At 67.3% G+C, this 19,833-nt stretch carries 16 protein-coding genes; 4 read left to right on the forward strand and 12 right to left on the reverse strand.

Going from position 1 to position 19,833, the window contains the following annotated elements; translation table 11 throughout:
* The first annotated feature begins 27 nt into the window (after window positions 1-27).
* The gene (locus tag DD559_RS18520; protein WP_116470471.1) at window positions 28-1,479 is read left to right on the forward strand and encodes a Ppx/GppA family phosphatase; all 1,452 of its coding nucleotides are present in this window, start codon (window positions 28-30) and stop codon (window positions 1,477-1,479) included.
* Window positions 1,480-1,485: 6 nt separating this feature from the next.
* Here DD559_RS18520 and DD559_RS18525 read toward each other — a convergent pair whose 3' ends face one another.
* The 12 genes from DD559_RS18525 to DD559_RS18580 form a co-directional block, all read right to left on the reverse strand.
* Entirely contained in the window at window positions 1,486-2,196 is a 711-nt protein-coding gene (locus DD559_RS18525; protein WP_116470472.1) for an SDR family NAD(P)-dependent oxidoreductase, read from the reverse strand.
* Window positions 2,197-2,230: 34 nt separating this feature from the next.
* Window positions 2,231-3,694, reverse strand: coding sequence for an amidophosphoribosyltransferase (purF, locus tag DD559_RS18530; protein ID WP_116470473.1), 1,464 nt, complete (start codon window positions 3,692-3,694; stop codon window positions 2,231-2,233).
* A 203-nt stretch (window positions 3,695-3,897) separates the two neighbouring features.
* The gene (locus tag DD559_RS18535; RefSeq protein WP_116470474.1) at window positions 3,898-4,383 is read right to left on the reverse strand and encodes a hypothetical protein; all 486 of its coding nucleotides are present in this window, start codon (window positions 4,381-4,383) and stop codon (window positions 3,898-3,900) included.
* 31 nt (window positions 4,384-4,414) lie between these two features.
* On the reverse strand, window positions 4,415-5,380 hold the full coding sequence (locus DD559_RS18540) for a sterol desaturase family protein (RefSeq protein WP_116471027.1): 966 nt from the start codon (window positions 5,378-5,380) through the stop codon (window positions 4,415-4,417).
* Between the two features lie 184 nt (window positions 5,381-5,564).
* Window positions 5,565-7,319, reverse strand: coding sequence for an allophanate hydrolase (gene atzF, locus DD559_RS18545; protein WP_116470475.1), 1,755 nt, complete (start codon window positions 7,317-7,319; stop codon window positions 5,565-5,567).
* Window positions 7,316-10,915, reverse strand: a complete 3,600-nt coding sequence (gene uca / locus DD559_RS18550) for an urea carboxylase (RefSeq protein ID WP_116470476.1) — start codon at window positions 10,913-10,915, stop codon at window positions 7,316-7,318. Before uca ends, atzF begins: the two co-directional genes overlap by 4 nt.
* On the reverse strand, window positions 10,912-11,547 hold the full coding sequence (locus DD559_RS18555; RefSeq protein ID WP_116470477.1) for an urea amidolyase associated protein UAAP2: 636 nt from the start codon (window positions 11,545-11,547) through the stop codon (window positions 10,912-10,914). The genes uca and DD559_RS18555 overlap by 4 nt, the downstream gene beginning before the upstream one ends.
* On the reverse strand, window positions 11,547-12,365 hold the full coding sequence (locus DD559_RS18560) for an urea amidolyase associated protein UAAP1 (RefSeq protein ID WP_116470478.1): 819 nt from the start codon (window positions 12,363-12,365) through the stop codon (window positions 11,547-11,549). Before DD559_RS18560 ends, DD559_RS18555 begins: the two co-directional genes overlap by 1 nt.
* Window positions 12,362-12,805: a CopG family ribbon-helix-helix protein gene (locus DD559_RS18565; protein ID WP_206364592.1), complete on the reverse strand. Its 444-nt coding sequence runs from the start codon at window positions 12,803-12,805 to the stop codon at window positions 12,362-12,364. Before DD559_RS18565 ends, DD559_RS18560 begins: the two co-directional genes overlap by 4 nt.
* Window positions 12,806-12,837: 32 nt before the next feature.
* A complete protein-coding gene (locus tag DD559_RS18570) occupies window positions 12,838-13,644 on the reverse strand; it encodes an ATP-binding cassette domain-containing protein (protein ID WP_116470479.1) in 807 nt (268 codons plus the stop codon).
* Window positions 13,641-14,456 carry an ABC transporter permease gene (locus DD559_RS18575; protein ID WP_116470480.1) on the reverse strand — a complete coding sequence of 272 codons (816 nt, stop codon included), beginning with the start codon at window positions 14,454-14,456 and terminating at the stop codon, window positions 13,641-13,643. The genes DD559_RS18570 and DD559_RS18575 overlap by 4 nt, the downstream gene beginning before the upstream one ends.
* A gap of 13 nt (window positions 14,457-14,469) precedes the next feature.
* Entirely contained in the window at window positions 14,470-15,549 is a 1,080-nt protein-coding gene (locus DD559_RS18580; RefSeq protein WP_116470481.1) for a putative urea ABC transporter substrate-binding protein, read from the reverse strand.
* A 223-nt stretch (window positions 15,550-15,772) separates the two neighbouring features.
* Here DD559_RS18580 and DD559_RS18585 point away from each other — a divergent pair, with 223 nt between their 5' ends.
* The 3 genes from DD559_RS18585 to DD559_RS18595 are packed head-to-tail and all read left to right on the forward strand — an operon-like array spanning window position 15,773 to window position 19,783.
* Entirely contained in the window at window positions 15,773-17,335 is a 1,563-nt protein-coding gene (locus DD559_RS18585; protein ID WP_116470482.1) for an ATP-binding response regulator, read from the forward strand.
* Entirely contained in the window at window positions 17,325-18,242 is a 918-nt protein-coding gene (locus DD559_RS18590; RefSeq protein WP_116470483.1) for a response regulator transcription factor, read from the forward strand. The genes DD559_RS18585 and DD559_RS18590 overlap by 11 nt, the downstream gene beginning before the upstream one ends.
* The gene (locus DD559_RS18595; protein ID WP_116470484.1) at window positions 18,239-19,783 is read left to right on the forward strand and encodes a tetratricopeptide repeat-containing sulfotransferase family protein; all 1,545 of its coding nucleotides are present in this window, start codon (window positions 18,239-18,241) and stop codon (window positions 19,781-19,783) included. The genes DD559_RS18590 and DD559_RS18595 overlap by 4 nt, the downstream gene beginning before the upstream one ends.
* Window positions 19,784-19,833: the final 50 nt, after the last annotated feature.

The following is a 19,833-nucleotide window of genomic DNA, read 5'->3' on the forward strand; positions in this document are numbered from 1 at the left end:
GGTAAGCCGCAAGCAGCGGCGGGTAGCATGCGGCCCCGTACCGCGATCATCGATATCGGTTCCAACTCGGTGCGTCTGGTCGTCTATGAGGGGCCGGCGCGGCTGCCCGCAATCCTCTTCAACGAGAAGGTGATGGCAGGCCTTGGCCGTGGGCTGGCCGAAACGGGCGCGATCGATTCCAATGCACTCGCCACAGCCAGTGCGGCGCTCGGTCGCTTTGCCTTGCTTGCCCGCGAAATGCAGGTTCGTGATCTGCGCACGGTCGCCACGGCAGCGGTGCGCGATGCCCGCAACGGCGGTGCATTGCTTCGTGCGGCGGAAGCCCTGGGCCTCGCGGTCGAACTGCTCTCTGGCGAAGAGGAGGCGACTGCGTCGGGCCTCGGCGTTCTTTCGGCCATTCCCGATGCGGACGGCATCGTCGGCGATCTCGGCGGCGGCAGCCTGGAACTGGTGCGCGTGGTTGCCGGCACCGTCACCGATCGTGTTTCCTTTCCGCTCGGCGTGCTCCGGCTGGGTGCGATCCGCGCGCGCGGTCGCACCGCGCTGGACCGCGAAGTGGCGCGGATGGTCGAGTCGGCGGGATGGAGAGGCCGAGGAAGGGGACTGCCCTTTTATCTGGTCGGCGGATCGTGGCGTTCGCTGGCAAAGCTCGATATGCACCTGACGCAATATCCATTGCCGATCGTGCATAATTACACGCTGGCGATCGATCGCATTGCGGAACTGGGCCGCCGGGTGGAAGGGGCGACCAAGGCTGATCTGAAGACGGTGCCCGATCTCTCCAGCGCTCGCATCCCGACGCTTACCGATGCCGCCGCGGTGCTGGTGGCGATGGTGAAGCAGTTGGGCAGTTCTGGCACGATCGTATCGGCCTACGGCTTGCGCGAGGGCCTGCTCTTTCAGCGCCTCTCGGCGGCGGAACGGCGGATGGATCCGCTGATCGTCGCGGCGCGGGAGGAAGGCGAGCGGCTGGGCCGCTTTCCTGAGCATGGCGATCTGCTCGATGCCTGGATCGCGCCGCTGTTCAGTGATGGACGGGAATGGTCACGGCTTCGCCATGCCGCCTGTCTGCTCGCGGACGTGGGCTGGCGCGCCAATCCGGAGTTTCGCGCCGAGCGGGGCATGGAGATCGCACTGCACGGCAATTGGGTTGGCATCGATGCCGCTGGGCGCGCGATGGTGGCGCAGGCGCTTTACACGTCGCTGGGTGGGGCAACCGATAGCCCGGTGCCGCTCGAACGCATTGCGACGCCCGAGGCATTGCTGGAAGCGAAGAAATGGGGGCTGGCGATGCGCCTGGGGCAGCGGCTGAGCGGCGGCGTCGCGGCGCCGCTCAAGCGCTCACGGCTGCGGATCGAAGGCGGCAACGTAATCCTCAGCCTTGCCGATGGCGACGAGTCGCTTTGGGGAGAGGCGGTGGAGAAACGCCACCGCGCCCTGGCCGGTGCGCTGGGGCTCCAGCCGGTGCTGGAGACCTGATTGGAATCAGCTTACCCGTTCGTGATGGCCGTTTTCGAAATCCGTCTGGATCAGTTCGGCTATACGAGCCGCCACGGTTTCCGGTGGCTTCACGCCGGCCGGATCCTCGCCGGGAAACGCACGCGCGCGCATCTTGGTGCGGGTCGCGCCGGGATCGACGATCGCCGTGCGGATCGCGCTGATCGGCCCGACTTCCTCGCCATAGCTGAGCAGCAGGTTCTCAAACGCCGCCTTTGACGCGCCATAGACGCCCCAATAGGCGCGCGGCGTCCGCGCCACGCTTGAGGTGATGCCGATCACCCGCCCCGCGGTGGAACGGCGGAGCAGCGGATCGAAGGCAGCGAGCAGGGCAGCTTGCGCGGTGACGTTGAGCGTCAGCACCTTCGCGAACTCCGGGAAATCGATCGCGTTGATCGCCCCCAGCGTGCCCAGCATCCCGGCATTCAGCACCAGCATGTCGAGCGCCGACCAGCGCTCTGCCACCGCTTCGGCCAGCCGGGCGATCGCCTGATGCTCGGTAAGGTCCAGCGGCGCGATGGTGGCGTTGCCGCCGGCGGTGAAGATGGCATCTTCCACCTCCTCCAGGCCGCCGGCCGTGCGCGCAGTGAGCACAACATGTGCGCCCGCTGCCGCCAATGCCATTGCCGTCGCAGCGCCGATGCCTCGGCTGGCGCCGGTGACGAGCGCGGTCTTACCCGAAAGCGGACGATCGCTCATGCTGTCTCCCTGGAATGCGAAAGGCAGGGCGGGTTCAACCGACCTTTTCGGCGAGCAGCGCCAGCTGATCGGGCGGCGGCGCGAGCTCGTCCTGATCGGTCAGCATGGTCGGATAGTCGCCCGTAAAGCAGGCGTCGCAATATTTGGGGTGTATATCCGCCCGCTTCGCTTCGCCCAGCGCCTTGTAGAGGCCATCGATCGAAACGAAGGCCAGGCTGTCGGCATGGATGAAATCGGTCATGCCGCCGACATCCATCTTCGCCGCCAGCAGCTTGGCGCGTTCCGGCGTGTCGACGCCATAAAAGCAGCTGTGCCGCGTCGGCGGAGAGGCGATGCGCATATGCACTTCCTTCGCGCCCGCTTCGTGCATCATCTGCACGATCTTCAGGCTGGTGGTGCCGCGCACGATCGAATCGTCGATCAGCACGATGCGCTTGCCGGCGATAAGATCGCGATTGGCATTGTGCTTGAGCTTCACGCCAAGGTGGCGGACCTTGTCGCCCGGCTGGATGAAGGTGCGGCCGACATAGTGCGAGCGGATGATGCCGAGCTCGAACGGGATGCCCGATTGCTGGGCATAGCCGATCGCGGCGGGCACGCCGGAATCGGGTACCGGCACGACCAGATCGGCTTCGACCGGCGATTCGATCGCCAACTGCGCGCCGATTGCCTTGCGCACCGAATAGACCGAGCGGTTGTCGCTGATCGAATCGGGCCGCGAGAAATAGACATATTCGAAGATGCAGGGGCGGGCGGCCTGGGGCGCGAACGGCTTGTGGCTGGAAAGCTCGCCATTGCCCTTCACGATCACCAGTTCGCCCGGCTCCACGTCACGGACATAGTCGGCACCGACCACGTCGAGCGCCACGGTTTCCGAGGCGAAGATCACCGCGTCGCCCAGTTTGCCCATTACCAGCGGGCGGATGCCCAGTGGATCGCGGCAGGCGATCATACCCTCTGGCGTCATCACGATCAGCGAATAGGCGCCCTCGACCTGCTTCAGCGCATCGATGAAGCGATCGATCAGCGTACGATATTGCGAGGTGGCGACGAGGTGGAGGATCACCTCGGTATCTGAAGTCGACTGGAAAATCGCGCCGCGGCGGACGAGATCACGCCGAAGCCGCATCGCGTTGGAAATATTGCCGTTATGCGCGACTGCGAAACCGCCGCTGGCCAGTTCGGCATAAAGCGGCTGGACGTTGCGGATCGCCGTTTCGCCGGTAGTCGAATAGCGGACATGGCCGCAGGCGGTAGTGCCCGAGAGCGATCGGATCACATCGTCGCGATCGAAATTGCCGGCGACATGGCCCATCGCGCGGTGGGTGTGGAACTGGTGCCCGTCCCAGCTGGTGATGCCGGCGGCCTCCTGTCCGCGATGCTGGAGCGCGTGCAATCCAAGGGCGACGAGCGCGGCTGCGCCCTCGCCGTTGGAAACGCCGAAGATGCCGCACTCTTCGCGCAGCTTGTCGTCATCAAATGGGTGTGTGGTAAGCATTGGCCCTCAGGGGGAAAGGCAACGGTTGCCGGCCATATAGGGCCTTCCTCCCGGTTTGTCTCCGGTCTGTAACAGGGAAAAGGATCGTTTCCGCATTTCGGCGGTTAACGGCCCCGAAAGCGCGGCGTTCGGCGCAACGTGCCGATGGCGCGCAAATGGCATTAAAATGCTGATAATAAAAGCTATTGTCGATACTGTCGACGCTAGGCGATCCTGCTTGCGTCGGGTACTGGCGGCGCTTCCACAGGGCACGCAGCAACAGTGCCGAGCGCCGCCAGGAAAAGCTTGTGTGCCTGCCGTTGCTCGATCCAGCGCCCCGCAACATACAGTGCCAGGAAGATGCCGGCGAAGCTGTAGCCTGAAATCTTGAGGCTGGGGACACCCAGGGCGACTGCCAGAAACGGCAGAGGCGCAACAAAACACCAAAAAAGCGGCCTGCTGCTCATATCAAAATGCAGGATAGGGGCGGTTCCGCCGGACACAAGGAGTCGGCCGACTTCGAACGAGGCCAGCTTGTCCTGCGAGTCGGGGTTGTCCTTGCGGAAGCTGAGCGTATCCGGGCCATATTCGATGGTGGTGCCGCGTTCGCGGAATATAGGCTCGAGCCGGGCGAATATCTCGCTGGCGGACCGGGGTGTGGCGAGCGGGATGCTTCCTCGGACGCGCCAGATCCAATCGATAATGCGCATGGAGCGGCCTTTCGTATGGGAAACGGGGTGCTTACTCCGCCGGGAGCGCCTCCGCCGTGCGGGAAATCCGCCATTTCTTCACCAGATCCGCCAGCGGGCGGAAGGGGTAGAGCATCTGGTCCTTGATCGGCAGGCGGCGGCAATCATCCAGGCCCACTTTCGATGATTGGGAGTCCACACAAGTGCCGAAGATGCGGTCGATGAAGATGAAGGTGTTGGCGTAGTTTGTGCGGCTGCTGTCGTAGTCCGGTGAATGGTGCAGGCTGTGATGCTCGACGGTGTTGAACAGGAACGACCACCAGCGCGGCGTGTTGAAGCGGATGTTTGCGTGGGTATAGGCGCCGATCGCCATGCCGATGCCGCTGGCGAGCAGGGCTGCGCGCGGCAGGAAATCGAAGAACCCACCCAGGCTGAGGCCGATTAGGAAAAGCTCGATCGGGTTTCCCACCGAACCCTTCAGTGCATTGAGCTGGGTGATATGGTGGTGCGGCGCATGGGTCAGCCACAGCGGCGTCCAGTTATGCATCCCCCGGTGCATCCAATACTGACCGAAATCGAAGATCAGCAGGATAGCGATCGCCTGCACCAGGATCGGCAATTGCCCGGCCCAGGCGGTCTTGATGTGGAAGGCGTGCTTGATCCCATCGATGATCGCGTCGTCGCCGAAATGCTTGCCGACATATTTCACCAACGTGTAGCTGAGGGCGACGTAGAAAAGGTCGCTGGCGAGTTCCTTCCAGGTCAGCCGCCAATGCGCATGTCGTTCGCTGATCCGTTCCATGCCCAGCAGCGTCAGCTTGAAGACGATGCCGATGCCCACTGCGACGGCGGGTTTGGCGATCGAATCTGGCGCGAAGGTCCAGAAGAGAATCATCGCCACCAGTACCGCCGGTTGGAAATGCGTGAAGACGAAGCGCTTGACCGGGCCGCCCTGTACCCCGGTTTCCGCGTGCCCCGGTTGCTGCATGTCGGCGATGCGTAGCGTTACTGCATCCATCATCACGGCCCCATCTGCTTTCGATGGAAATCAGGATGGCGGAATGCCGGGAAATGTGCCGTAAGTCATATGACGTAGCCGCTAATATTCCGGCTTTTCAGTCGTTTGGGAGAAGGGGCGTTCGGCAGAGAAGTGCGCGTCCTGCCGAACCCGCACTGCCCCTTCGGTATTTGCTCGGAAACGCTCAGCCCCGTGCGATATACGCCCGCCAGCCGCCGAGCGCGGTGATGTCCTCGGCGCCCGTCATCGCGCGCGGTTCGGCGACGAAGCCCTTGACCATGCTGCCATCGGCCAGCGTCACCGTGCCGATCGCGAGCGGCGGGGGCACTTCGGCAACGAAGCTGCCGAATGCGGCCATGTCGAGCTCGTACACTTCCAGCGCGATCGCGGCGCCGTCCTCGCTATGAACCAGCGCGGGCTTGGGCGGCACGCTCTCCGCCATGGCGTAGAGCTTGTAGGTCGGCGCGGTGGTGGTCGCCTCGACGAAGTTCGCCGCGCGCGAGGTCAGCTGCCAGTGGAGCGGCATGCCTTCGAGATGGGCGCCTACGACCGCGAGCTTCACCGTTTCCATCCGTCCCTCCAGGTCCAGCGGCGGCGGGGATGCCGGCGCGGGGAAAAATGCGTTCGCCGCGTCGAGCAGCGCGCGGTCGGTGCCCGCCGGGCCCATCAGCGTCACGCCGAAGCCGACGCCGCTGGCGTAGCTGCCGGTGGGGACCGCGATCGCCGCCATGTCGAGCAGGTTCACGAAATTGGTGTAGGCGCCGAGACTTGCATTCAGCCTGATCGGCTCGGCGAGCATCTCCGCGACGCGGTAGCTGGTCGGCGCGGTGGGGAGGGCGAGCAGGTCGACCTGCTGCCACATCGCTTCCGCCACGCGGGCAAGTTCGGCGAGGCGATAGGCGCCGTTGAAGGCGTCGATCGCGCTGTAGCCGAAGCCGCCTTCGACGATTTCGCGCACCACCGGGTGAATGGCGTCCGGATCGTCCCGCAATAGGCCTTGCAGCGCTGCCGTGCGCTCGGCGACCCAAGGGCCGTCATAGAGCAGGCGGGCGGCTTCATCGAGCGGGGCGAGGTCGATCTCGACCAGTTCGGCATCGAGCCCGTCCAGCGCCTGGCGGTAGAGAAACTCGGACTCGATATCGCCGAACCAGCGGCATTGCTCGGCGCGCGGCACGCCGATGCGGCGGTGGGCACGGGGCACGTCCGGCAAGTCGCGCGAGAGCGAGTCCGCTGCATCGAAGCCGGCGGCGATGCCGTCCACCAGCGCGGCGTCCTCGGTGGTGCCGGCGAACACGGTGATGCAGTCGAGCGTGCGGCAGGCGGGGACGAGGCCGGTGCTGCTCCAGCGGCCCTTGCTCGGCTTGAGGCCGACGAGATGGTTGAACGCCGCCGGCACGCGGCCCGAACCCGCGGTATCGGTGCCGAGCGCGAAGGCGACCAGTCCGGCGGCGACCGCCACCGCCGAGCCCGAACTGGAGCCACCGCTCACCCAGGCGCGGTTATAGGCGTTGCGCGGGATACCATAGGGGCTGCGGGTGCCATTGAGGCCGGTGGCGAACTGGTCGAGATTGGCCTTGCCGATCGGGATGGCCCCGGCAGCTACCAGCTTCGCAACCACGGTGGCCGACTGTTCGGGCTGGTAGGCGAAGGCCGGGCAAGCGGCGGTGGTGGCGAGGCCCGCAAGGTCGATATTGTCCTTCACCGCAAACGGAACGCCGGCCAGCGGCAGCGTCTCGCCGGCAGCGACCCGGGCATCCACCGTGGCGGCAGCGGCAAGAAGCGCATCGGGCTCGAAGCGCGAGATCCACACCGCGGGCTGGATCGCGTCGTACGCGTCGAGCCGTGCCAGCACGTCCTCGATCACCGCGACCGCGCTGCGCCGGCCCGCCCGCACCTCGGCGGCGATGGCGGTGACCGAAAGCCGGTCGAGCGCCGTCATGCCCGCACCAGCGCCAGCACCGGCGAGCCCGGCGTGACCGTCTGCCGCTCGGCGACATAGAGCGCCGCCACCGTACCCGCGGCCGGGCTGGTCACCGGAAACTCCATCTTCATCGCCTCCAGCACGGCGATGGTCTCGCCCGCGTCGATCGAGTCGCCGACCTCCTTGAGCAGCTTCCACACGCTGCCGCCGAACGGCGCTTCGACCAGTTCGGCGCCGTCGGGCACCGTTACTGCTTCGTCGGCGCTGTCGTCGGCGCTTTCGGTGAGGCTGGCGACGCGATCGAACTCGCCCTTCAATTCCCACTCCGCGCGCTCGGCCGCGAAGGCGGCGTTGCGCTGCTTCTCGAACGCGGCGATCGAGCGCGCATTGTCGGCGAGGAACTCGCGATAGTCGGCGAGGCGGAACTCGGTTTCCTCGATCCTGATCTCGCGGCGCCCGAGCGGAAAGTCGCGCCGCCATTCGGTGAGTTCTTCATGGCTGACCGGGAAGAAGCGGATCTGGTCGAAGAAGCGGAGCAGCCAGGGCTTGCCCTCGGCAAAGGCGCCGGTCTGGCGATAGGTGTTCCACACCTGGATGGTGCGGCCGAACAGCTGGTAGCCGCCCGGACCTTCCATGCCGTAGATGCACATATACGCCCCGCCGATGCCGACCACGTTGGGCGGCGTCCAGGTGCGGGCCGGATTGTACTTGGTGGTGACCAGCCGGTGGCGCGGATCGATCGGGGTGGCGACCGGCGCGCCGAGATACACGTCGCCGAGGCCATAGACGAGGTAGCTGGCGTCGAAGATGATCCGGTGGACTTCCTCGGCGCTGGCGAGGCCATTGGCGCGGCGGATGAACTCGATATTGTCGGGGCACCAGGGCGCGTCGTCGCGGACCACGCGCATGTAGCGCTGGATCGTCTCGTGGATCGCGGGATCGTTCCAGCTGAGCGGCAGATGGACGATGCGCGACGGGATCACGAAATCCTCAAGATCGCCGAGGTCGTCCTCGATCGCGGTCAGTCGCTCGATCAGCGCCGCCTCCTTGAGGCGGATGCCGTCGATATGCACCTGGAAGGAGCGGATGCCCGGCACGATGTCGAGGATCCCCGGCAGCGCGAGTTCGGCGAGCGCGGTGGTCGCGGCATGGACGCGCAGGCGCAGCTCGAGGTCGAGCGTGATCGGGCCATATTCGACCAGCAGGTTGCGATCGCCCTGGCGGCGAAAGAGCACGCGCGGGCGACGGCCCTTGGCGGGCAGATCGACCAGGATCGCGTCGCGCCCGCCGCCCTTGGCCGGACTGGTCGCGGTGGCGGCGCGGCCCTCGATCCAGGCCTCCTCTTCCTGCGCGGCGGTGTCGGCCTCGTCGAGGCTGACCTGCTCGAACTGGATTCGGTCGCCGGGCGCGAGCTGACCGACCTTCCACAGGTCCGCCGCGATCACCACGAACGGGCAGACGAAGCCGCCGAGCGAGGGGCCGTCGGGGCCGAGGATGATCGGCATGTCGCCGGTGAAATCCAGCGCGCCGATCGCATAGGGATTGTCGTGGATGTTGGACGGGTGGAGCCCCGCCTCGCCGCCATCCTTGCGCGCCCAGTGCGGCTTGGGGCCGACCAGCCGCACGCCGGTGCGGTTGCTGTTGTAATGGACCTTCCACTCGGCGGAGAGGATCGTGTCGACATCCTCGGGCGCGAAGAAATCGGGGGCGCCGTGGGGGCCGTAGAGGACGCGGATCGTCCAGTCGGGGCCGAGCTGCTGCTGCTCGATCGCGCGCGGCCCAGGGATCACCGCCGGTGCATGATCGGTGAGGTGCAGCGTGTCGCCGACGCGGAGCACGCGCCCGCCATGGCCGCCGAACTCGCCGAGATCGAAGGTGCTGGCGCTGCCGAGATAGCTCGGCACGTCGAGCCCGCCGGCAAACAGGATATAGCCGCGCATGCCGCCGCCGGTGACGCGGCCCAGCGCCAGAATCTGGTCTTCGGCGATGGCGATCGGCTTGTTGCGCTCGACCGGCTTGCCGTCGAGCGTCGCGGCGAAGTCGGCGCCGGTGAGGACGATGCGGGTCGCGGTGTTGAACTGGAGCGTCGGGCCCGTCGCGGTCATCTCCAGCCCGGGCGCGGTGCTGTCATTGCCGAGCAGCATGTTGCCGAGGCGGAAGGCACGCGCGTCCATCGGGCCCGAGGGCGGCACGCCGATGTCCCACAGCCCGACGCGGCCGGGATAATCCTGCACGCTGGTCGCGGTGCCGGCCGAACGGACGACGATGCTCTGCGGACGGTGGACCACCGTCTCCAGCGAACGGGTAGAAACGTCGCCGGTAACGAACTCCTCGCTGCGGGCCACGTCGCGCAGCCAGCGGACATTGGTCTCGATCCCGGCGAAGCGGGTGCGGTCGAGCGCTGCCTGCATCGCGGCTACGGCGGATTCGCGGTCCTCGCCATGCACGATGAGCTTGGCGAGCATCGGATCGTAGAAAGAGGAGACGGCGCTCCCCGATTCCACCCAGCTCTCGACGCGGACGCCTTCGGGAAAGGCGACGTCGGTGAGCGTGCCCGAGGCGGGGCGGAAGTCCACCGCCGGGTCCTCGGCATAGAGCCGCGCCTGGATCGACCAGCCTCTGGGGGCAGGGACGGGGGTGTTGAGGAAGCTGTAGTCGCCGCCTGCGCCGCGGACCATCCATTCGACCAGGTCGACGCCGGTCACTTCCTCGGTGACGCCGTGCTCGACCTGGAGGCGCGTATTCACTTCGAGGAAGAACCAGTCCTCGCGGGCCGGATCGTAGAGGAACTCGACCGTGCCGGCGGAGCGATAGTTCGCCGCCCGGCCAAGCCGCACCGCGGCCTCGATCAGCGCCGCGCGGACGCGCTCGGGCAGGTGCGGGGCGGGGGCTTCTTCCACCACCTTCTGGTTGCGGCGCTGTAGCGAGCAGTCGCGCTCGCCGAGAGCCACGACGCGGCCCTGGCCGTCGCCGAAGATCTGCACCTCGACATGGCGCGCACGCGGCACGAAGCGTTCGAGGAACAGCCCGGCATCGCCGAAATTGCCCGCACCCAGCCGCGCCACCGCGGCATAGCCGTCGCGCACCGCCTGCGCATCGGCGCAGACGCGCATGCCGATGCCGCCACCGCCGGCGGTCGCCTTGAGCATCACCGGATAGCCGATGCGCTCTGCCGCTTCGAGCGCGGCCTCGACGCTGTCGAGCAGGCCGGTGCCCGGGGCGAGGGGGACGTTCTCCGCCTCGGCCAGTGCGCGGGCGCTGTGCTTGAGGCCGAAGGCGCGGATGCTGTCGGGGGTCGGGCCGATGAAGGCGATGCCGGCGGCTTCGCACGCCTCGGCGAAGGCGGCGTTCTCGGAGAGGAAGCCATAGCCGGGATGGATCGCGTCCGCGCCGGTTTCCTTGGCGGCGGCGAGGATGCGGGCGACGTCGAGATAGCTTTCCGCTGCTGGTCCCGGCCCGATGCGCACCGCGATGTCGGCGAGCGCGACATGGCGCGAGGCCTCGTCGGCATCGGAGAAGACAGCGACCGAGCGGATGCCCATCTTCTTGAGCGTGCGGATGATCCGGCAGGCGATCGCCCCGCGATTGGCGATCAGGACGGTGCGCACGCTCATGCGGTGACGATCATGCGGACGGGGGTGGGGTTGAAGCCGTTGCAGGGATTGTTGATCTGCGGGCAATTCGAAACGACCACGGTCACATCCATTTCTGCGCGAAGGTCCACGGTCAGGCCGGGCGCCGAGATGCCGTCGACGATGCCCAGCGCACCATCGGCCTCGACCGGCACGTTCATGAAGAAATTGACGTTCGACACGATGTCGCGCTTGCCCCGGCCGTCGCGCAGATTGGCTTCGAGGAAATTGTCGACACAGGCGTGCTGCGCCTTGGTGTGGTGGCCGTAGCGCAGCGTGTTGGACTCGCACGAACAGGCGCCGCCGATCGTGTCGTGATACTCGACCGCCGTGTCGACAATCGTCATCATCGGCCGGCCCTCGTTCGAGCGCAGCACGCTGCCGGTGCGCAGGAAGATGTTGGCCTGCGCCGCGATCGTGTCCTGCGCGCTGTAGCGCTCGGCATCGTCGTGGGTGGCGTAGAGAAGGAAATCGACCGCTTGGTTGCCCTCGAGGTCGACAACACGGAGCGTCTCGCCCGCCTTGACCCGGTGCAGCCAGGGGGCGCGGGCGGGGACGATCTCGTCATGGATCACCCGGCCGGTGAGGCCGGCAAGTGCCATATCCTGTTCCATCAGCGGCGAACCCAGTCTTCGGTGTTGAGGAAGGCGCGCTGCCGCTCGGGCGTCGCGTTGCGGATCGGATCGTCCTCCGCCGTTACCGGCCCGCGCCAGGCGGAGGCGCGCAAGGGGGTGACGGTCCAGGGACGCGGATCGAGCACGTGCGGGCAGTTGGCCAGCACCACGATCAGGTCCATCTCGGCGCGCAGCACCAGCGTGCGGCCGGGCGCGAACGGCCCGAGCTGCGGTTCGGTGGTGCCGTCGGCGGCGATGCGGACGCCCTTGAACAGGTTCACGCACGGATGCACGTCGCGGCGCGTCAGGCCATGCTTGGCGGCGCCGAGCAGCAGCCGGTCCCGGGCATTGGGATACGGCCCCGAATTGCTGCCGTCGCCATAGCGGCGTTCGTTCGACGCGGCGTTGGACGCGCCGCAGAACGCATCGTGGGTGCCGGCGTCGTCCGCCTCGATGCTGGCGAGCACCCGGCCCATGTCGGAGAGGAACAGGCTGCCTTCGCCCAGATAGGCGTTCCACTGCACCTTCACCGTATCGGCGACGTTCAAGCGCTCGGTCGGCATCGCGGCGTTGAACAGCTGGAGCGAGACACACGCATCGCCGTGCAAGTCGATCAGCCGTAGCCGGGTGCCGCGCGACAGTACGCGGCTGGCATAGCCGCCGGCGGTGATCGTCTCTTCCCAGACGAGGTCGTCAGGGCGCACATCCGCAGGCAGATCGTCCGCGCGTGGCGGCAGGATCGGCATCGCCTCGACGACGGTGCCGGCCATCGCCCGCGCATGGTCGCGCGCGGCATTGGGGTCGGCGAGAATGCTCATGCCGCCTTGCTCCCGGTTGGGGCTGCCGCCTCGTCCTGCTCGTGGAGCGGGGGCAGCAGCGCGGTGGTGGTGAAGAGGCGCAGTTGCTGCACGCCGCGCACCTTGCGCAGCGCGTCGCACAGGTCGCGCAGGCGCCGCGCGGGCCCCTGTACCAGCAGCACCTCGAGCGACTGGTCGTCCTCCAGAAACACGTGCTGCGAGGAGATGACCTCCTTCAGATACTCCGCCTGGGTCTGCGCCAGCTGGTGGCGCACCCGGCCGAGATCGGCGCGGTAGACCAGGGTGATGGTACCCGCGAGCATCTCCTCGGGGCGCGAGGCGGCGCTCTGCTCGGCGAGTTCGTCGCGGATCAGCTCGGCGATCAGCTGCGAGCGCGAGGGGAGCCCCCGGTCTTCCACCATTTCATCGAGCTGGCGGAAGAGTTCGGCGGGCAGGCTCATGCTGAGCCGGGCGAGGGAGGAGGAGGGTTCCTTCACAGTGATTCCTCTTTCCCTGTTATTACTGATTCTGTCAATCGTAATACTTCCTGCTGCGCCTCGACGATCGCCTCGCGCCGCTTGCGGGTTAGGTGGAGGTCGTAGACGGCGGTCGCGCCGAAGCGGTGGGGGGCGTGCGGATCGACGCGGCGCTTGTCGAAGGTGAGCACGCGGGTGCCGAGGTTGAACGCCTCGGAAATGTCGTGGGTGACCATCAGCACGGTGAGCGCATGCTCTTCCCACAGCTTGAGGATCAGCCGGTGCATGTCCTGGCGGATGCCCGGATCGAGCGCGCCGAACGGCTCGTCGAGCAGCAGCACGCGGGGGCGTGCTATCAGCGCCTGGGCAATGGCCAGGCGCTGCTGCATGCCGCCGGAAAGCTGGGCGGGATACAGGTCCAGCGCGTCGCCCAGCCCCACTTCGGCGAGCATTGCGGCGGCTTCGTCGCGGGCGCGGCGGCGGTCGGCGCCGAACAGCCGGGCAGTCAGCGGCGCGCCGACGCATTCGCGCTCGAACATCACGTTCCGCAGCGCGGTCAGGTGCGGGAACACCGAATAGCGCTGGAACACCACCCCGCGATCGGGGCCGCATTCGCCGGGCAGCGGCGTGCCGTCGAGCAGGATCTTGCCGCGCGTCGGCCGTTCCTGGCCGAGCGCGAGCCGCAGGAAGCTGCTCTTGCCCGCCCCCGAAGGGCCGACGATCGAGACGAAGCTGCGCTCGGCAATGGCGAGCTCGACGCGTTCGAGCACGACCTTGTCTCCATATTCGAGCCAGACATTCTGGAAGGAGAGGAGCGCGCTCATCGGCCGGCTCCGTGCGCCCAGGCGAAAGCGCGCTTACTGAGCTGGGCCAGCGCCACGTCCATCAGAATGGCGAGGATCGAGATCCAGGCAACGTATGGGATGATGATGTCCATCGACAGATAGCGCCGCACGAGGAAGATCCGGTAGCCCAGCCCCACGTCCGACGCGATCGCCTCGGCCGAGATCAGGTACACCCAGGCCGGGCCGAGCGAGAGGCGGATACCGGCGATCAGCCGGGGCAGGGCCTGGGGCAGGGCCACGCGGAGCGCGAGCTGCCAGCTGCTGGCGCCGAGCGTCTGGGCCTTGATCAGCTGTTCCTGGGGGATGGCGGTGATGTGGTCGGCGAGGTCGCGGATCAGGAAGGGGGTGACGCCGATGACGATCAGCGCGACCTTGGCGGTGTCGCCCAGCCCGAACACGATGAACAGCACCGGCAGCAGCGCGATCGGCGGGATCACCGCGATGGTGGTCACGAAGGCGCCGAAGGTGGCGCGGGCGGCGGGGAGCACGCCGAGCACCATGCCGACGAGCAGCGCGGAGAGCGCGCAGATGCCGAGCGCGAGGCCCAGCCGCTCGAGGCTCGCCACCGTGTCCGCCCAGAAGATCAGCCGGCCGCTCAAGGGATCGGCCTGGGCGAGCAGGCCGTGCATCGCCTCGACCATGGCACCCGGCGTCGGTAGCAGCTTGTCCGAGGGATTCTCGGCGTGCCGCGCTGCCGAGGCGAAGAGGTAGACGATCGCCACCAGGAGCAGCGGCAGGCTTCCCAGCAGCCAGCCGGTGCGGCGGCGGGGTCGGATGTTCACCCAGCGCATAGAGGGTCCGGCCTCAGAGCTTGCCGGCCGCGGCCAGCTCCATATAGGTCGGGTCGAAGCGTAGCTTGACGTTGTTGGCGTCGCCGATCGTCTTGCCCGGCACCGAAATGCCGATCGCATCCGCCGACTTGGCGCCCTGGCCGAACAGCCCCTTGGAGAAGCTGAAGTCGCGCACCTTCACCATGGTGGCGCCGATCGCCGGCGACTTGACCGCTGCTACCGCATCCTGCGGCGTGCCGTAGAGATGGGTGGTAGTGAGCTGCGCGTCGAACGCCTGCGGAGTCGCGCCGGCGAGCTTGGCCATCGCCGCGCGGGCAGCTGCGCCGGCGGCGTCCTTCTTCTGCATCAGCTGGATCGTCTCGTACCAGATGCCCGCCAGCGCCTTGCCGAGGTTCGGATTGGCCTTGAGCGTCGCGGTGTCGATGGCGAGCAAGTCGAGGATCTCGGCGGGCACCTGGCTCGAATCGAACACCTTGGTGGCGCCCGGCAGCTTGGCGACTTCGGTCAGCTGCGGGTTCCAGGTGACGACGGCAGTGGCGGCGGGGTTGGCGAAGGCGCCGACGATATCCGCGTCCGAGGTGTTGACCGTCTTCACGTCGGAAAGCTGCAGGCCCACCGTGGAGAGCCCGCGCGCGAGGAGGTAGTGCGAGACCGACAGCTCGACGAGATAGACGGTGCGGCCCTTGATGTCCGCCAGGCTCTTGGCGTTCTTGAGCACGATGCCGTCATTGCCGTTCGAATAATCGCCCAGGATGATCGCGCTGGTATCCTTGCCGCCCGCGGCGGGGATGGTGAGCGCGTCCATGTTGGTGACGGTGACGCCGTCGAGCTTGCCGGCGTTGAACTGGTTCACCGATTCGACGTAATCGTTGACCTGGGTGAAGTGGATCTTCACGCCGTATTTGTCGGCCCATTTCTTCACGATGCCAGCCTGTTCGGCATAGGGCCAGGGCATCCAGCCCGCATAGATCGACCAGCCGATGTTGAACTCGGTCCGCGCCTTTGGTGCGCTGCCGCTACCGCCGCAGGACGCCGTCGCCAGCATCGCTACCGCCGCGATCGCGATCCGCGCCTTGGAACCCCATTTTGTCATGATCGACCCCCATCTTCGCAGCGCGAGAAAGCGCGAATTTCAGCCGCCGGATGGTCGCGCCCGATATTACGTTTGCTCAATCCAGTAATACGACTTATAGGCATGTCGTATGGCATGTGTCACCCCAAATCGTGATGCTGCAATGCGTCATTCAGGCACTGGCGAACCCCGGTTTCGGGGCGATGCCGCCGCGCGTCCTTGCAGGCGAAGGGGCTGATCCAGCATGGCGATGGCGCGCATTCTTGGGACGATCTGCCTGGGGCTCGCGCTCGCTATTGCCGCAACCTTTGCCCGGCTGTTCCTGAAGGCGCGCGCGGGCCACCGCGCCGCGGAGGAGGCGAGTCGGGCGCAGACCGAGCGGCTCTGCGCCGAGATCGCAGCACACCGGGAAACCGAAGCGGCGCTGGCCAAGGCCAAGGACGCGGCGGAAGCCGCCAATGCGGCCAAGACGCGTTACCTCGTCGCGGTCAGCCACGAGATCCGCTCGCCGCTCAACGCCATCTATGGCTATGCCCAATTGCTCGAACGCGGCGACTCGATCCCGCCGCGCGAGGCGGGCGGGGTGATCCGCCGCTCGGCCGAGCATCTGACCAACCTGGTCGAGGGCCTGCTCGACATCTCGCGCGTCGAAAGCGGCGTGCTGCAGGTGCGGCAGGAACTGGTGCGGTTGCCTGCGTTGCTCGACCAGGTGGTGGAGATGTTCCGCGTCCAGGCCTCGGCCAAGGGGCTGTCGCTCGACTATGTCGTCGACGGCCGACTGCCCGCCTATGTCCGCACCGACGAGAAACGGCTGCGCCAGATCCTGATCAACCTGCTGTCCAACGCGATCAAATACACCGAGACCGGCGGCGCGACCCTGACGGTGCGCTATCGCAGCCAGAGTGCCGCGATCGAAGTCCGCGATACCGGCCCGGGTATCCCGGCCGAGGATCTGGAGCGCATCTTCGAGCCTTTCGAGCGTGGCCGCGAACCCGATGCCATGATGCAGCCGGGCATCGGGCTCGGGCTCGCCATCACCCGCGTGCTGGCGCGCATCCTGGGCGGCGAGGTGACGGTGACGAGCGACGTGGGGAAGGGCAGCAGCTTCCTGCTCCGCCTGCTCCTGCCTGAGCCGATCGAGGCGCCCGCGGGTACGGCCGCCTATCGCCGCGTCACCGGCTATCAGGGACCGCAGAAGACGATCCTGGTGATCGACGACAGCCCCGCACAGACCACAGTGGTCAACCACTTGCTGCGCCCGCTCGGCTTCTCGGTGTTCGAGGCGAGCGGGGGCACGGCGGGCCTCGCGCTCGCCGAACATTGTTCGCCTGACCTCGTGCTGCTCGACATCCAGATGCCGGGCACCAGCGGGTGGGACGTCGCCGACCAGTTGCGCGCGCGCTTCGGCGCGGGACTGCGCATCGTGATGGTCTCGGCCAATGCGCATGAATTCCATGCCGGCCGCGATGGCCGTCGCGCACATGATGCCTTCCTGACAAAGCCGGTCGATCTCGATGCGCTGCTCGACATGATCGCGCGCCAGCTCGGGCTCGACTGGATCGTCGAGGATGCCGAGCTCGTAGCCGCGCCGCCGCCGCCACCGCTGGCACTGCCGGAGACGGCGGCACCCTATCTCGATGCGCTGCGCCGCTTTATGAAGCTCGGGCATGTCCGTGGAATCGAAACGACACTTGTGACTCTGGAGCGGGACGTCCCCGAAAGCGCCGACCTCGTCGCGCGGCTGCGGCCGCAGCTGGAGGCGTTCGATCTGCGCGGGCTGGCAAGGACGCTCGACGATGTCGGATAAGGATCCCGGCGCCACGATCCTGGTGGTCGACGACACTCCCGAATCGCTCCGCTTCCTCACCGCGACGCTGGAGCAGGCGGGAATGACGGTGCTGATCGCGGTGGATGGTCTCGCCGCGCTGGAGCTGCTGGAACACGGCACCCCCGACCTGATCCTGATGGACGCGGTAATGCCGGGGCTCGACGGCTTCAGCACCACGCGGCGGATCAAGAGCGACGGCCGTTTCCGCCACGTGCCGGTGATCTTCATGACCGGGCTGACCGAGAGCGAGCATGTCGTGCGCGGGCTCGATGCCGGGGCGGTCGATTATGTCCACAAGCCGATCGTGGTCGACGAGCTGCTGGCGCGCGTTTCGGTGCATCTCGCCAATGCCCGCATCACCCAGAGCAGCCAATTGGCGCTGGATACCGCTGGACGTCCGTCGTTCGCGGTGGATGGTGAAGGGCAGACCGTCTGGCTCACCCCGCTGGTCGCCGAGACCATCGAACGGCTGTTTCCTGCCTGGTCGCCGCGCGCCTTGCACCTGCCGGACGAACTCGCCGCGATCGTGCGCCGACTGCAGGATCCGGCCGTCCCGGTGGGCGCGCAGGTGACGGTGCAGATGGGCGACAGCACGCTCCAGTGCAGTTTCCTGCGCCAGACCAGCGCGCGCGAATGGCTGTTCCGCCTCACCGAGAAGCGGGAGGGCGACGCCGAACGCGTCCTTGCCGAACGCCACGGCCTTACCTCGCGGGAGGCGGAGGTGCTGGTGTGGCTCAGCCGCGGCAAGCAGAACCGTGAGATCAGCGAAATCCTGGAGATCAGCCCGCGCACCGTGAACAAGCATCTCGAACAGATTTTCCAGAAGATGGGCGTCGAGAACCGCGCGTCGGCGACCGCCATCGCAGTTGCGACGCTCGCGGGATGAGCGCTGCGGCGGCGCGGGCGGCGCTGGAACAGGGCGATTTCGAGGGTGCGGCCCGGCTTGCCGCGGGATGCCTGCCCTCTGCGGAAGGCGCATTCCTGTTGGGGGTCATCGCGGCGGAGCAGGGGCGGATCGGCGAGGCGATCCGGCAGATCGAGGCAGCGGTGGCGCAGAATCCGCGCGGCGAATATCGCGCGCAGCTCGCCCGGCTCTACACCCTGGTGCGACGCGACGGCGATGCGGCGGCGCAACTCGCGGCGGCGGTCATGGACCCGCCCATCGACGCGCTGTCGCGCGATACGATCGGCTGCGTCTATGCGCGGCTCGGCGATCATGAGGCAGCACTGCCCCACTTTGAGGTGGCGGTGAGGCTGGCGCCGGAGAACGACCAGTTCGTCTATAACCAGGCGGCGACGCTGAGCTTTCTCGGCCAGGTCGAGGCGGCTGAGGCGGCATTGGAAACGCTGCTGGCGCGCAGCCCGGACGATGCCCGCGCGCACCATCTGCTCGCCGGGTTGCGCAAGCAGGGCGAGGACCGCAACCATATCGCGCGGCTGGAGGCGGCCACGCGGCGGGCTCGGGGGCCGAACCGGCTGCTCACCGGCTATGCGCTTGCCAAGGAACTGGAGGATATCGGCCGTGGCGAGGAGGCGCTCGCCTGCCTGCTGGAAGTGAACGCCGAACATCGCGCGGCGCTAGGCTATGATCCGGCGGGCGACGCCGCGATTGTCGACGCGGTTTCGGGCAGCTGGCCCGCCTTCGCCGCCGCGCCGGTGACGGACGCACCGAGCGACGCACCGATACTGATCATCGGCATGCCGCGTACCGGCACGACGCTGGTCGATCGCATCCTCGCCGCGCATCCGGCGGTGGAGAGCGTCGGCGAGCTCCAGGTGCTGCCGCTGGCGGTGAAGGCGGCATCGGGCACCCGCAGCCGCACCGTGCTCGATCCGCAGACGCTGCACGCCGCCGCCAGTGCGGATCTTGGCGCGATCGGCCGCGACTATTGCGCGCGCGCCGCACACCACCGGCGGATGCCCGATCGGCGCTTCGTCGACAAGTTTCCCGGCAATTTCCACTATGCCGGCATCGCCGCGCGCGCGTTGCCGAACGCTGCCATCGTCTGCCTGCGGCGCAACCCGATGGACACGGTGCTGGCGAACTTCCGCAACCTGTTCGCGATCAACTCGCGCTATTACGACTATAGCTACGACCTGCTGGACATCGCCGCCTATGTTGCCGGTTTTGAGCGGCTGATGGCGCTCTGGCGCACCGTGCTGCCCGGCCGCATCCTGGAACTCCGCTACGAGGACATCGTGGCCGATCAGGAGGGCGCGACGCGGCGACTGCTGGCCCATTGCGGGCTGGACTGGTCCGATCGCTGCCTCGATTTCCACGCGCAGGGCGGGGCGGTTTCCACCCCCAGCGCGGCGCAGGTCCGCCGCCCGATCTACCGCGACTCCGTCGCTCGCTGGCGCCGGCACGAAGCGGTGCTGGCACCGGTTGCCGCCTATTTCGCCGAGCGGGGCATCGCCATCGAATGATCGCCGCGTACGTCAAACGGCGCATGGTGCGCCGCGGCGCGCTCCGCCAG

The sequence above is a fragment of the Sphingomonas pokkalii genome (genome assembly GCF_003096275.1).
GTDB lineage: Bacteria > Pseudomonadota > Alphaproteobacteria > Sphingomonadales > Sphingomonadaceae > Sphingomonas > Sphingomonas pokkalii.

What these genes read in the sequence shown, in the direction of transcription:
- DD559_RS18520 (WP_116470471.1), top strand. Translation starts at nt 28, where the DNA reads ATGCGGCCCCGTACCGCGATCATCGATATCGGTTCCAACTCGGTGCGT.
- DD559_RS18525 (WP_116470472.1), bottom strand. Translation starts at nt 2,196, where the DNA reads ATGAGCGATCGTCCGCTTTCGGGTAAGACCGCGCTCGTCACCGGCGCC.
- purF (WP_116470473.1), bottom strand. Translation starts at nt 3,694, where the DNA reads ATGCTTACCACACACCCATTTGATGACGACAAGCTGCGCGAAGAGTGC.
- DD559_RS18535 (WP_116470474.1), bottom strand. Translation starts at nt 4,383, where the DNA reads ATGCGCATTATCGATTGGATCTGGCGCGTCCGAGGAAGCATCCCGCTC.
- DD559_RS18540 (WP_116471027.1), bottom strand. Translation starts at nt 5,380, where the DNA reads ATGGATGCAGTAACGCTACGCATCGCCGACATGCAGCAACCGGGGCAC.
- atzF (WP_116470475.1), bottom strand. Translation starts at nt 7,319, where the DNA reads ATGACGGCGCTCGACCGGCTTTCGGTCACCGCCATCGCCGCCGAGGTG.
- uca (WP_116470476.1), bottom strand. Translation starts at nt 10,915, where the DNA reads ATGAGCGTGCGCACCGTCCTGATCGCCAATCGCGGGGCGATCGCCTGC.
- DD559_RS18555 (WP_116470477.1), bottom strand. Translation starts at nt 11,547, where the DNA reads ATGGAACAGGATATGGCACTTGCCGGCCTCACCGGCCGGGTGATCCAT.
- DD559_RS18560 (WP_116470478.1), bottom strand. Translation starts at nt 12,365, where the DNA reads ATGAGCATTCTCGCCGACCCCAATGCCGCGCGCGACCATGCGCGGGCG.
- DD559_RS18565 (WP_206364592.1), bottom strand. Translation starts at nt 12,805, where the DNA reads ATGAGCCTGCCCGCCGAACTCTTCCGCCAGCTCGATGAAATGGTGGAA.
- DD559_RS18570 (WP_116470479.1), bottom strand. Translation starts at nt 13,644, where the DNA reads ATGAGCGCGCTCCTCTCCTTCCAGAATGTCTGGCTCGAATATGGAGAC.
- DD559_RS18575 (WP_116470480.1), bottom strand. Translation starts at nt 14,456, where the DNA reads ATGCGCTGGGTGAACATCCGACCCCGCCGCCGCACCGGCTGGCTGCTG.
- DD559_RS18580 (WP_116470481.1), bottom strand. Translation starts at nt 15,549, where the DNA reads ATGACAAAATGGGGTTCCAAGGCGCGGATCGCGATCGCGGCGGTAGCG.
- DD559_RS18585 (WP_116470482.1), top strand. Translation starts at nt 15,773, where the DNA reads ATGGCGATGGCGCGCATTCTTGGGACGATCTGCCTGGGGCTCGCGCTC.
- DD559_RS18590 (WP_116470483.1), top strand. Translation starts at nt 17,325, where the DNA reads ATGTCGGATAAGGATCCCGGCGCCACGATCCTGGTGGTCGACGACACT.
- DD559_RS18595 (WP_116470484.1), top strand. Translation starts at nt 18,239, where the DNA reads ATGAGCGCTGCGGCGGCGCGGGCGGCGCTGGAACAGGGCGATTTCGAG.